Origin of the sequence: Pontibacter aquaedesilientis (assembly GCF_014773225.1) — a bacterium.
GTDB classification, from domain to species: domain Bacteria; phylum Bacteroidota; class Bacteroidia; order Cytophagales; family Hymenobacteraceae; genus Pontibacter; species Pontibacter aquaedesilientis.
Genome location: NZ_JACXAJ010000013.1, coordinates 59,665 through 71,975 on the forward strand (window position 1 = coordinate 59,665; position 12,311 = coordinate 71,975).

Here is a 12,311-nt window from a genome sequence, read left to right on the forward strand (position 1 = left end):
AAACAGCTAACCCATGAAAATAAGTAAGATTGTTTCGGCCAGCCTGGCACTAATGCTGGGCTGGGGCGGAACCGCTTTTGCCCAAAACGAGGTAGACGCCCTGCGCTATACCCGTTACGGCCTGACCGGATCCGCACGCATACAAGGTATAGGAGGTGCTCAGGCAGCCCTCGGTGCAGATGTTTCTACTATGGCAACCAACCCTGCGGGCTTGGGTATGTTCAGAAGATCGGAGTTTAGTTTTAGCCTAGGACAGCAGTCTATGGATGCAAGCACTCTCTCGAATGTTGGGCAAGCGTCTGATCAGGAAAGTCGGTTTGTAGTCCCGCAAATGGGGGTAGTGCTTCCTAGCAGAAGTACAGGCAATGAAGGCAGCGATTGGAAGGGCATCACGTTCGGTATAGGGTTTACAAGGTTGAATAACTTCAACGAAACCTTTTCCTACCAAAACACTGCTGTGCCCCCAAACACAATCGTTGACTATTTTGCCGATTTGGCCAATGGCAGAACGCTAAGTCCCGGACAAACTTTGCTGCAAAATCTTGATGCTGAGTACAATGCAGGTATACAGACCCTTTCAGGCTTGGCATATGGTACATACCTGATAGATGTGTTTGAGGATGCGAACGGCAGTCAGTTTGCAGATGGTTTGTATACATTTGGAAATAGTAGTCAGCAGGAGCGCGTGCAGCGCAGTGGCTCTCAAAGTCAAATTGATATTGGCGCAGGTACGAGCTACAGGGACAAAATCTACCTAGGAGCTTCCATGGGCATAGTAACCACTGATTTCAAGCAGGAGAGCCTGTTTCAAGAGTCGGGCAACTATGTGGCTATATTCGACGAAAGTGGCAACCCTGATGTGGAAAGCCCTTACAGTTTGGCACTTCGTGATGAGTTCAGGTCGCGCGGCACAGGCATCAACTTAAAGCTAGGGCTGATCGCTAGGCCAACGGATGCCCTGCGGTTTGGCGTGAGTCTGCAGACTCCTACGGTTTATCAGTTTAGTGACACCTATCAAAGTGTGCTTTCAGCAACTACTTTGAACCCGACTACACTGCAGTCTGAAACAATCACAGAGGCGACTTTCCCCGGTGAGTTTGATTACCGGCTGACTACGCCGCTTCGCGCAACAGGCGGTGTCGCTTTCTTTATCAACAAGTATGGCTTTATCACAGCAGATGTGGAGTACGTGAACTATACCAACATGCGCTTCTCAGAAAGAGATAATATGAGCTCGTCGAGCGATTATTTCACCAATGTCAACAACAGCATTGGGAATACATTCCAGTCTGCAATAAACTATAGGGTAGGGGCTGAGGGCAGATATGAGGTGTTTAGAGTGAGAGCAGGTTATGCGCATACGGGCGATCCCTACAGCAATTCAAGTGTGGATGGTTCTGTTAGCTCCTATACCCTCGGTGCAGGTGTTAGGCTGAAGAACTATTACGTCGACTTAGCCTATGTGAATAGCAAAATGGAGAGCCCTTACTCGCCTTATGTATTCAGTTCAGGGGGAGGAGAGCCTGTTATTGATATAGAGAACAAGCAGAGCACTGTTATGCTGACATTCGGCTATAACTTCTAGGCAAAAATTTCCTGTTTTCAGAAAGGCGGCTTTATCCGAAAGGGTTGCCGCTTTTTTGTTGCGCTATACCTGATGGAGGAACGGTTTTGACGGCTAGGTATGGCAAAAACCATATTATTCTGATAAATTAGCAATCTAAACGTTAACAACCCTTAAACACATGCATATCAACCTTAAAACCAATTTTCTGGCTGTGGTGCTTTTGTGCTTTGCCTTTATAGCGCAGGCCCAGCAGAAAAAAGAAATCACGCTGGAGGACATTTACCGCAAGGGCACCTTCTCGCCAAAGTCGGTGTACGGCGTGAACTGGATGAATGACGGCCGCTATTACAGTTCGCAGGTGGCCGACGAAAAGAACGGCGTGACCGACATCGTGAAGTATGATGTAACGACTGGCCAGCCGGTAAGCACCATCATCGAAGGCGAAGACCTGAAGCCGGAAGGCAGCGATAAGCCCATCAAATTTGATAGCTATACCTTCAGCTCAGACGAGAAAAAAGTGCTATTCGCGACTGAAAAGGAGCAGATCTATCGTCGCTCTTCCAAAGCTGAATTTTATGTGTATGACATCGCTTCGAAGAAACTGACCAAGTTGAGCAACGGCGGCAAGCAGCTGTACGCTACCTTCTCGCCAGATGCCAAGCGTGTAGCTTTTGCCCGCGAAGGCAACATGTTCTTCGTGGACTTGGGTAATATGAAGGAAACGCAGATTACCAACACAGGTAAGTTCAACTCGATCATCAACGGGTATGCGGACTGGGTATACGAGGAGGAATTCTCATTCGCGCAAGGCTTCCACTGGTCACCGGACGGCTCTAAGATCGCCTTCTATACCTTCGACGAGACCAATGTACCGGAATTCAACATGCAGATGTGGGGTGAGTTATACCCGCAGGACTACAAGTTTAAGTACCCGAAAGCCGGTGAGGCCAACTCTGCCGTGACTGTGTCGGTGTATAACGTGGGCAACGGCCAGACCGTGAAAATGGACACCGGCAACGAGACTGATATCTATATCCCGCGCATTAAGTGGACCAACGACAGCAACCTGCTTTCCATCCAGAAGATGAACCGTTTGCAGAACACACTCGAGATTCTGCATGCCAACGCGACAACGGGCAAAGCCAACGTGGTATTGAAGGAGACGGACAAAGCCTACATTGACATCACCGACGACCTGACTTACCTCAACGACGGCAAAAGCTTCATCCACTCTTCGGAAAAAGACGGCTTCAACCACCTATACCTGTACAGCATGAATGGCAAACTGGTGCGGCAGATCACAAAAGGCAACTGGGAAGTGAGCAACTTCATCGGGTTTGATGAGAAGAATGACGTGCTGTACTACATGTCTACAGAGGTGTCGCCGCTGGAGCGCCACTTGTACAGCATCAACAGCAAAGGAAAAAACAAGAAGCGTCTGACCACTGAGTCGGGAACTTACAACGTGAACATGAGCAAGGACTACAAATATTACCTTGCCTACCACACAGCCGCTAACACTCCGCTTACCGTGAGCCTGCACACCGCCAAAGACGGCAAATTGGTGAAGGTGCTGGAAGACAACCAGAAGCTTCGCAACACACTGGCTCAGTATGACATCGCCAAGCAGGAGTTCTTCACCATGAAAACGCCTGACGGCACGCAGCTGAACGGCTGGATGATCAAGCCGACAGATTTCGACCCGAAGAAGAAGTACCCGGTGCTGATGTTTGTGTACGGTGGTCCGGGATCGCAGACGGTGAACAACAGTTGGGGCGGTGCCAACTATATGTGGTACCAAGTGCTGGCCAGCAAAGGCGCTATTGTGGTGAGCGTGGACAACCGCGGCACAGGCGCCCGTGGCGCTGACTTCAAGAAAGTGACGTATGCGAACTTAGGCAAGTACGAGATCGAAGACCAGATTGAAGCGGCCAAGTGGTTGGGCAACCAGCCGTACGTGGACAAAGACCGTATAGGCATCTGGGGACATAGCTATGGTGGTTACATGACGCTGCTTGGCCTGGCCAAAGGCAATGGTGTGTTCCGTGCCGGTATCTCGGTGGCTCCGGTTACGAACTGGCGCTTCTACGACTCCATCTATACCGAACGCTACCTGAAAACGCCTCAGGAGAACGCTACTGGCTACGACGATAACTCGCCGCTGTTCTTTGCCGACAAACTGCAGGGCGACCTATTGCTTATCCACGGCACCGGCGACGACAACGTGCACTTCCAGAATGCGGTGGCTATGCAGGATGCCCTGATCAGCGCCAACAAACAGTTCGAGAGCTTCTACTACCCGAACCGTAACCACGGTGTGGGTGGCGGCATCACGAGCCTGCACCGCTTTAAGATGATGACCGACTTCCTGGAGCGCAAGCTGATCAACCCGACTTCTGAGAAGAACCAATAAGGTATAGCAACAAGTGTCCGGATTTTAGGCACACGACCTATAGATAACTGAGAGACCCGTCAGCAATGGCGGGTCTTTTTGTATGGGTACAGGTAGCAAGTGAAGTGCCTGAAAAAATAAGTAACGAGCTGTAGGTATAGCGACTATATGTGCTAAATTTAGGATAGCTATACCTGTTCGCTATGAAGAAACTACTCTTTATGATCTTGCCGTTTATGCTATGTGCTTTTCAGGGCTCAGAAGCAAGCCGTGACAAAGCGCTTGCCAGTATGGTAGAAGCCGAAAGAAGCTTTGCCACCACTTCCGTTGAGAAAGGTATAAGGGCAGCCTTTTTGGAATATCTGGCAGATGACGCCGTCGTGTTCCTGCCTGAACCGGTGAACGGCAAAGCAGGCTATGGCAGCCGGCCGGAAAGCGACGCCAAACTATCGTGGTATCCTGTGTATGCCGATATTTCCGGCTCCCTGGACTGGGGCTATACCACCGGTCCCTACGAGTTCAGGGCTAACCCTTTGGAAGAGAAACCGGCAGGGGCAGGCTTTTATCTGTCGGTCTGGAAAAAGCAGCCGGACGGGCAATGGAAAGTAGCCATCGATCAAGGTAATTCCTATCCGGTTGAGCAGATAAAACCGGAGGCGTACAAGCCAACGGCAGGCGTTGAAGCAAGCAAGGGGACAGCGCAGGACCTGCTGCAAAAAGACGAGCAAAAGGTACAGCCCTACCATGACGAAACCCTGATCTACCGGGCGGGTCAATACCCGATCAGGTATAAAGATCTGATCATCGAGCCAGCTTCCAATATAGCGTACACCACTCTCGGGCACGATATTTCCCCGGCCGCTGATATGGCCTATACCTACGGCAGCTATACCCGTGGCGGAACCGCAGAAACAGGTTACTATCTGAAGGTATGGAAAGTACTGCAAGGTGAGTGGAAATTGGTGGCGCATAACCTTGTTCCTGACAAAAAGCAGTAGCTCGTACCAGGTATAGATTTTAATTCATCTTGGTGAGCAAGCGATCAATTTGCTCATGCAGTCGAACTTTTTCTGCCTTGCTGATGGGCAATGCCTGCAGTTGAGCAAACACTTCTGACCGTTCATTATCTGTCAGCTGTTCTGAGGTGTAGACCGTGTTCAACACGAACTTGGTAAAAGAGGCAAGCTGATCGGACTGGCTCGTGAGGCGATTCAGGATGGTGAGTAATTCCCTAATGGCGGCGCCGCAACGGTGATCCGGATAGCGTATGTTATGGTCTATCTCGCTCCAACCTTCTTCAAAAAGGGTGCGCAGCTGTATCTCTGCAAAGTAGCGCTGTCGGTTGGGTTGCGTGCTGATCACAAAGTGCACGGCCCGATAGCCAAGGTCATGTCGCCTGATGTTGCAGCCAGCGGCAGTAAACTCATCTGCGACAGACGCAGCTTCTTCAGCACCGATATAGGCAATTGGGGTTCGTTTCAGTTCCCAAGTGGCCTTTATGAAATGCCCCACTTCCCGCCAGGACTCTTTGTACAGGTATAGCACCCGAATGCCGACCAGGTCGTTGATCCAGTCTAAGTAGCTGCGTTCATCCACCGTGCGCTCCGGATATTCGTTTTTCTTCCGGATAATCTTGCGGAGCAGGTGCACAGGGTCCTTCACCCGATACCGTACGGCGTGCACTGCCGGTTCATGTTGCAGGGTGTTGGCCGTCTGCGCCGCAATATCCGTGAGTTCCTGGTTCCGAAGGGCAAAATCATGGTAGATGGCCACCAACGTTTGAGGCGCTATACCTTGCGCATGCCATTCTTCCTCGGCTATACCTAATCGTGCAAGTATAGTGGTTGACTGGTTTTCGTTTGGCTGGTTGTGGTTGGGCATCAGAAGCGTATGGGTCTATATATTCATACTCTTTTGATGGGGGAAAGGGTTGGGGTTAGTACATAAGGTGAGCAAGGTATAGCCGTAAATAAGCTTAATTGGCGAGTTAGCACTTTTGATTTTTTGTCTCCATTCACTTTCAAATCAAGGAGCTTTATGGTCGTTAGGTTAATATCTAATTAACCTCTTCAGAATTGATAGAAAATTCCTTACTAACACAACTATCCCAGTTGTCTTCTTTAGTGGGTCTATAGTGAACTAATATCCTAAATGGTTTTTGTTTTGGCCCGCCCTTCCACAATTCTAGTCTCTTCAAATCTAACTTAAGGTCTCTATTGCCATGTCCACTTAGGCCATAGATTTCTGTTAGTTCTTTTCCTGGGCTTTCGATACCGCCATCTATTTGATACCAGTGGCCCAATTCTAAATCTTTGAATTGAAGAAGGGCATTGAAGTAGAGACTGTCATTGCTTGGATTTTGGAATGTTACTTCTAACGTATCCTTATCAAGGAATTCTCTTTCTATTCCTGTAATCGATAAAACGCTGCACGTTTCCTCAGCGTCGAGCTGATTTGGATGATAAGAGGAGGTCTCATGGTCAGTTTGCAGTCTGCTGTTAGCCTGGGCTTTTGATTTATCTGTGTCAGGAGAGCAGCAGATTAAGGCTGAACCTAGTAGCAAGTAATACAATTTCATATTCAGCTTTCTTTTAATTCATCAAAATGCGCTTTGCCTGAAGCAAGGCGTTTTCATTTGCAGAAATGAAACATGCTTTTCACTATTCCCAACCAAAACACAGTTGAGTACTTACTGAAACAGGTTGATAGGCGTGACCACTAAACTTTCATCCTGCCAAGTTGACTACAGCTTCACACAAACATTCTGCGGCTCTGTGAAGAACCTTAGCGCTTCGAAACCACCTTCACGTCCTACACCCGAGTTCTTCATGCCGCCGAAAGGCGTGCGCAGGTCGCGAAGGAGCCACGTGTTCACCCAGATGATACCCGAGTGCACTTGGTGCGCGACACGGTGGGCGCGTTGCAGGTTCTGCGTCCAGATGGTGGCGGAAAGGCCGTAGTCGGTGCAGTTGGCGTATTGGATGACTTCTTCTTCGGTGTCGAAAGGCATAAGCGTGACCACCGGGCCGAAGATTTCTTCGGTGTTGGTGCGGCAGTTGTAAGCTAGTCCTTCGATAATGGTTGGGGCAATGAACCAGCCGTTCTGGCAACGTCCTTCTACCTGTATCCGGTGTCCGCCTGTCAGAATGGTGCCGCCCTCTTGTTTAGCCAGCTCGATATAAGAAAGCACCTTTTGCATGTGCTGCTCCGATACCACCGCACCCATTTTCGAGCTTTCTTCCATTGGGTCGCCTACCTGCATGGCCTTTACTTTCTCCACAAAAGCATCGCGGAACTTCTCATACAGCGGTCGCTCAATGAAAATGCGGGAACCACACAGGCAGATCTGTCCTTGGTTGGCGAAAGAGGAATGGATGGAGGTATGCAGGGCGTTATTGAAATCGCAGTCAGCGAAAATGATGTTCGGGTTTTTGCCGCCCAACTCCAGCGACAGCTTCTTGAACATAGGAGCCGCCGTAGCCGCGATGGTGCGCCCTGTGGCGGTGCCGCCTGTGAAAGAGATAACCGGTACTTTGGGGTGAGTTGTCATGGCGGCACCTACTTTGTGGCCGTAACCATGCACGATGTTGAGCACACCCGCAGGCAAACCTGCTTCAATGCAGATTTCTGAAAGCAAGTAAGCCGTCATGGGTGTGACTTCTGATGGCTTAGCCACTACGCAATTGCCAGCGGCTAGGGCAGGGGCAATTTTCCAGGTAAACAGGTATAGCGGCAGGTTCCAGGGTGAAATGCAACCCACCACGCCATGCGGGTGGCGCACGGTATAGTTGATGGCGTTGGTGCCCTCCATGTAGTGCGCCTCGGAAGCGAAATGCTGGATGGCCGTGCCGTAAAAGCGCATGTTACTGCTCGCCCTGGGTATATCCACCGACTTGGCCAGCTTCAGCGGCTTGCCATTGTCAATCGACTCAGCCTCGGCCAGCTTGTCCAGATTCTGGTCGATGAGGTCGGCAATCTTCATCATGATCTGTCCCCGCTTCTCGGCAGGCGTGTTTGACCACGCCGGAAAAGCCTTCAAAGCCGCCTGTACTGCTTGTTCCACGTCCTGTTCGTCGGAGTCAGGTATAAGTGAGTACACCTCGCCTAAAGCGGGGTTGTAATTGTCGATGTACTGCCCCGCCACAGGCATTACCAACTGGCCGTCGATGTAGTTATGTATATGTAGCATGGTACCTCCCCCCAACCCCCTCCTAAAAACAGGAGGGGGAGTTTTCAGGGCATAATTTTATTTTAATGAGGGTGTTACTTACTAATTTTGAATTTTCCTGATATATACTGATATATATTAGGAAAAGTCACAATTCCCTCCCCTGTTTTTAGGGGAGGGCTGGGGTTACAAACTCCCCGTCCTGCCCCCATCAACCGGCACATTAATGCCGTTGATATAAGCCGCTGCTGGTGTAGCCAGAAATGCTGCCGCTGCGGCTACTTCCTCGGGTTCGGCGAATCGGCGGGCCGGGATTTCGGACATCATCTCTTCTTCTACTTTATCTATGTCGCTTTCTGTCTTTTTCGCTTTATTCTCGATAATGGACTCCAAACGTCCCGTGCGGGTAGCGCCGGGTAGCACGTTATTGACCGTGATACCGAATTGCCCCAACTCATTGGCCATGGTCTTGGCCCAGCTGGCTACGGCACCGCGTATGGTGTTCGACACGCCTAGGCCCTGCAATGGCTGTTTCACCGAGGTGCTGATGATATTGATAACGCGGCCGTAACCTGCTTTTTTCATGAGCGGTATCACTGCCTGCGCCAGGTTGTGGTTATTGATCAGGTGCATGTTGAAGGCGCTCAAAAACTCTTCCGGCTTCGCATTCACGATTGGTCCACCTGCTGGTCCGCCGGTGTTGTTCACGAGAATGTGCACCTGCTCATGCTGCTGCAGGTATACCTGTAGTTGCTGCACCAGCTCATCCGGCTTGCTGAAATCGGCCACGAGGTAATCGTGTTGCTGGCCTTGGCTGTTGTCCAGTTCTTGGGCTGTATCCTGTAGCTTGGCTTCGTTGCGGGCCACCAGCGTCACGCTGGCACCAAGTTGGGCCAGTTCTACGGCGATGGCTTTGCCTATACCTTGCGTGCTGCCGCACACGATGGCTCTTTTATCAGTCAGGTCTAAGTTCATAGCTTAAAAGTACGCAAAAGGCTTTAAACTTGCACGCTAGTCGGAGCGTGTGCTATACCTGCGTTACCATTTGTATTTACTTTTTCGTACATTCAAGCTATCAACCTAACCCGATAAAACTATGGCCATACAGCGACCTTTCAATTTCAAACAGTGGATAGAGGAACACCGCCATTTGCTGAAACCACCCGTGGGCAACCAGCAGGTATACAAAGGCAACGACGATTTTATTGTGATGGTGGTCGGCGGCCCGAACGCCCGTAAAGACTATCACTACGACGAAGGCGAGGAGTTTTTCTACCAAGTGGAAGGCGATATTGTGCTGAAGATCATCGAAGACGGCAAACCCGTGGATATTCCCATTAAGGAAGGCGAGATTTTCCTCTTGCCGCCCAAAGTGCCGCACTCCCCACAACGCCCTGCCAACACGGTCGGTCTGGTGATTGAGCGCTACCGCCGCGAAGGGGAGAAAGATGGCTTTATGTGGTTCTGCGAGAACTGCGGGAACAAGCTGCACGAGGATTTTACGGAAGTAACGGACATTGTAAAGCAGCTGCCTGTGATCATGAGTAATTTCTGGGATAACAAGGACCTGCGAACTTGCAAGAAATGCGGCGAGGTGCTGCAACCGCCGGTGAAGCCTACGTAACCACTTCTGTCATTTCGACCGGCGGGAGAAATCTGGGTTTAGCTTTTAGCTGACAGCAGTTATTATAGCTAAGAAGCTATTCTAAAGAACTTCAGCTATTCCAGTGCTATTATACCAAAAGCTTCGTCTCCAGCTTTTGGGCGCTCAAAGCCGCGGGGCCTCGTCCTCGGGCATCGCGCTGTGTATTGAAGCTGCTCCTCGCTCCGCTGCGGGCTGCCCATACGGGCACCGCAACAATACAAATAGAGGGCCCCTACCCCCGGCGGCTCAACCCAAGGACTGGGTATAGTTTCGATAGCTTCTGCCTATTGCTATGCAACTTATATTAAGTCCCCCTTTAAATTCAAAGATCCCGGACTTGATTCGGGAGAGGGGTTAGGGGTGGTTGGATCCGGTATCAGCGAAAACGTCACATCTGAGAAAATCTTGTCTATCCTTTTAAATCCTGAAAATCCTGATTCAAAATCCTTTCTCGAATCTCTCGTAAAATCTATAAAATGTGTATCTTGTTGAATTGCTTGATTTGGCCGTACTCTGTATAGCCGCATTTTCGTTCGTTTACCAGCATGCAAAACCAGAAGCCTACATTGCCTATACCTGCCGAAAACAATCTGTTCAAGATTGACATTCACACGCACATCCTGCCTGCCACGTGGCCCGATTTGCGGGAGCGTTACGGGTATGGCGGCTTTGTTAGGCTCGAGCACCACAAGCCGTGCTGCGCCCGCATGATGATGGACGACAAGTTTTTCCGCGAGATTCAGGACAATTGCTGGGACCCCAAAGTGCGCATGCACGAGTGCAGTCACCACCAAGTGGGCGTGCAGGTACTGAGCACCGTACCGGTTATGTTTAACTACTGGGCGAAGCCGGAGCATACCTACGACCTGTCACGCATGCTCAACGACCATATTGCAGGTATAGTCGCCGACTACCCTGACCGCTTTATTGGCTTGGGCACTATACCGATGCAGGACCCGACTTTGGCCATCAAAGAGCTGGAGCGTTGCATGAAGGAACTGGGGATGGCAGGTATACAAATCGGTTCGCACATCAACGACTGGAATCTGGACGCGCCTGAATTGTTTCCGATTTTTCAGGCGGCTGAAGAACTGGGAGCGGCGGTGTTTGTGCACCCTTGGGATATGTACGGCAAAGAGAAAATGAGCAAATACTGGTTGCCTTGGCTCGTAGGTATGCCCGCCGAAACCAGTCTGGCTATTTGCTCCATGATATTTGGTGGTGTGCTGGAGCGTCTGCCAAAGCTGCGTGTAGCTTTTGCCCACGGCGGTGGTTCTTTCCCGGCTACCATTGGCCGTATCGTGCACGGCTTCGAGGTGCGCCCCGATCTGTGCGCCATCGACAACAACGTAAACCCGCGCGAGTACCTCGGCAAATTCTACTTCGACTCCCTCGTGCACGACCCGCAGGCGCTGGACTATCTCGTGAACCTGGTAGGCGCCAACAGCATTGCGCTCGGCACGGACTACCCTTTCCCGCTAGGCGAACTCGAGCCGGGCAAACTCATCGAATCCATGCCCTACGACCGCGCCACCAAAGACCGCATGCTCCACGGCACCGCCCTGGAGTGGTTGAATTTGGAGAAGAGCCTTTTCGTGAAGGAAGCGCCGAGTGGGTTGAGGGCGAAGGTATAGCAGAGGTTCCTTTTAGCCGCTAGTTAGCATCAATAAATAGAAGAAATAGAAAACCTAAACAAAATTCTTTTCGACCTAATGATAAATTGTTTGTTATGAAAGTTTGTCTGCTAAAATGGCTAAGAACAGCAAGCTTAATACTTCTATTTTATTTAATGGGTGGATGTGATGAAGTAGATCGTAGGTTAACAATAGTTAATAATACTGATAAAGCAATGTTCTATGTTCTGTCAACAGATAGCATACTTGATGAAGGCAGCCCCAATTATAAAAAAGAAGTATTCAAAATAGGTAATGCAAAGGATACTGTATGGGTAGAACAGGATTACTTCGTAAAGCCGTATTCAAAAAAAAGAAATGATATTCTTGGTGGTAATGGCTGGACTTACTTCATCAATAGAGAAAGTTCAGACAGTACATTATACGTCTTCTTCTTTAATGCTATGGATTTAGTTGATACACCTTGGGAAGAGCTAAGGAGTGAGAAAAAGTATATAGAGCTTCATAGCTTTACAGTAGAAGAATTAGAAAAGAATAACTGGAAGGTGGTATTAGAGAATAATAATTAATAATGCTAGCCACACCTTTACGGTAGCTGTGCCACCGCAAAGCCCAGTCCGTTAGGGCACTTAAAACACATGAAGAACTTTTTGCTTTTACTTCCAATAGCTATCCTTTATGGTTGTGGGGAAGTTGCTACAACTGAGAAAAAATCTAGTGAAACAGATTATGCCCTAATAACAGAGTCATCCGAAAATGAACCTGCACAATCTACAATTCAAATTTTGGTTGTGGTCTACAATGTATGATGGTTTCTATAATAGAAAATTAGCTTCATGGCGCTGTAATGGTTCTGCTCTTTTTTGGAGAAGCAGGCCGTTTTTCTCACGATTCTTCGGTTTCTG

Annotated in this window: 11 protein-coding genes and 1 pseudogene; 7 read left to right on the forward strand and 5 right to left on the reverse strand. The window is 49.6% G+C overall.

Annotated features, from left to right (window positions below):
* Positions 1-13: 13 nt before the first annotated feature.
* The 3 genes from H9Q13_RS17640 to H9Q13_RS17650 all read left to right on the forward strand — a co-directional run bounded on the left by H9Q13_RS17640 (position 14) and on the right by H9Q13_RS17650 (position 4,957).
* Entirely contained in the window at positions 14-1,585 is a 1,572-nt protein-coding gene (locus H9Q13_RS17640) for an OmpP1/FadL family transporter (protein ID WP_191185132.1), read from the forward strand.
* 160 nt (positions 1,586-1,745) lie between these two features.
* Complete coding sequence (locus H9Q13_RS17645; protein ID WP_191185133.1) at positions 1,746-3,980, forward strand: S9 family peptidase; 2,235 nt, start codon at positions 1,746-1,748, stop codon at positions 3,978-3,980.
* A 182-nt stretch (positions 3,981-4,162) separates the two neighbouring features.
* A complete protein-coding gene (locus tag H9Q13_RS17650) occupies positions 4,163-4,957 on the forward strand; it encodes a YybH family protein (RefSeq protein ID WP_191185134.1) in 795 nt (264 codons plus the stop codon).
* Between the two features lie 19 nt (positions 4,958-4,976).
* Here the strand turns inward: H9Q13_RS17650 and H9Q13_RS17655 are convergent, their stop codons facing one another.
* From H9Q13_RS17655 to H9Q13_RS17670, 4 genes are all read right to left on the reverse strand, one after another.
* Positions 4,977-5,840 (reverse strand): RelA/SpoT domain-containing protein, encoded by an 864-nt coding sequence (locus tag H9Q13_RS17655; RefSeq protein WP_191185135.1) that lies wholly within the window; start codon positions 5,838-5,840, stop codon positions 4,977-4,979.
* Positions 5,841-6,015: 175 nt separating this feature from the next.
* Positions 6,016-6,537, reverse strand: a complete 522-nt coding sequence (locus H9Q13_RS17660; RefSeq protein WP_191185136.1) for a hypothetical protein — start codon at positions 6,535-6,537, stop codon at positions 6,016-6,018.
* A 165-nt stretch (positions 6,538-6,702) separates the two neighbouring features.
* Positions 6,703-8,148, reverse strand: coding sequence for an aldehyde dehydrogenase (locus tag H9Q13_RS17665; protein WP_191185137.1), 1,446 nt, complete (start codon positions 8,146-8,148; stop codon positions 6,703-6,705).
* Between the two features lie 165 nt (positions 8,149-8,313).
* Positions 8,314-9,102: an SDR family oxidoreductase gene (locus H9Q13_RS17670; RefSeq protein ID WP_191185138.1), complete on the reverse strand. Its 789-nt coding sequence runs from the start codon at positions 9,100-9,102 to the stop codon at positions 8,314-8,316.
* A gap of 121 nt (positions 9,103-9,223) precedes the next feature.
* On the opposite strand from H9Q13_RS17670, the gene H9Q13_RS17675 reads away from it, so the two are divergent.
* From H9Q13_RS17675 to H9Q13_RS17690, 4 genes are all read left to right on the forward strand, one after another.
* Positions 9,224-9,751 (forward strand): 3-hydroxyanthranilate 3,4-dioxygenase, encoded by a 528-nt coding sequence (locus tag H9Q13_RS17675; protein ID WP_191185139.1) that lies wholly within the window; start codon positions 9,224-9,226, stop codon positions 9,749-9,751.
* Between the two features lie 566 nt (positions 9,752-10,317).
* Positions 10,318-11,406, forward strand: coding sequence for an amidohydrolase family protein (locus H9Q13_RS17680; protein WP_191185140.1), 1,089 nt, complete (start codon positions 10,318-10,320; stop codon positions 11,404-11,406).
* Between the two features lie 95 nt (positions 11,407-11,501).
* Positions 11,502-11,975 (forward strand): hypothetical protein, encoded by a 474-nt coding sequence (locus H9Q13_RS17685; RefSeq protein ID WP_191185141.1) that lies wholly within the window; start codon positions 11,502-11,504, stop codon positions 11,973-11,975.
* 69 nt (positions 11,976-12,044) lie between these two features.
* Entirely contained in the window at positions 12,045-12,215 is a 171-nt protein-coding gene (locus H9Q13_RS17690; protein WP_191185142.1) for a hypothetical protein, read from the forward strand.
* On the opposite strand, the pseudogene H9Q13_RS18325 reads toward H9Q13_RS17690, so the two are convergent.
* Positions 12,203-12,311, reverse strand: a pseudogene (locus H9Q13_RS18325) (IS1 family transposase); the annotation flags it as partial. The gene H9Q13_RS17690 and the pseudogene H9Q13_RS18325 sit on opposite strands and share 13 nt — an antisense overlap.

Bases quoted from the DNA above. Each gene is read 5' to 3' on its own strand.
- H9Q13_RS17670 (WP_191185138.1), bottom strand. From the start codon at position 9,102: ATGAACTTAGACCTGACTGATAAAAGAGCCATCGTGTGCGGCAGCACG.
- H9Q13_RS17690 (WP_191185142.1), top strand. From the start codon at position 12,045: ATGAAGAACTTTTTGCTTTTACTTCCAATAGCTATCCTTTATGGTTGT.
- H9Q13_RS17675 (WP_191185139.1), top strand. From the start codon at position 9,224: ATGGCCATACAGCGACCTTTCAATTTCAAACAGTGGATAGAGGAACAC.
- H9Q13_RS17645 (WP_191185133.1), top strand. From the start codon at position 1,746: ATGCATATCAACCTTAAAACCAATTTTCTGGCTGTGGTGCTTTTGTGC.
- H9Q13_RS17665 (WP_191185137.1), bottom strand. From the start codon at position 8,148: ATGCTACATATACATAACTACATCGACGGCCAGTTGGTAATGCCTGTG.
- H9Q13_RS17660 (WP_191185136.1), bottom strand. From the start codon at position 6,537: ATGAAATTGTATTACTTGCTACTAGGTTCAGCCTTAATCTGCTGCTCT.
- H9Q13_RS17685 (WP_191185141.1), top strand. From the start codon at position 11,502: ATGAAAGTTTGTCTGCTAAAATGGCTAAGAACAGCAAGCTTAATACTT.
- H9Q13_RS17650 (WP_191185134.1), top strand. From the start codon at position 4,163: ATGAAGAAACTACTCTTTATGATCTTGCCGTTTATGCTATGTGCTTTT.
- H9Q13_RS17640 (WP_191185132.1), top strand. From the start codon at position 14: ATGAAAATAAGTAAGATTGTTTCGGCCAGCCTGGCACTAATGCTGGGC.
- H9Q13_RS17680 (WP_191185140.1), top strand. From the start codon at position 10,318: ATGCAAAACCAGAAGCCTACATTGCCTATACCTGCCGAAAACAATCTG.
- H9Q13_RS17655 (WP_191185135.1), bottom strand. From the start codon at position 5,840: ATGCCCAACCACAACCAGCCAAACGAAAACCAGTCAACCACTATACTT.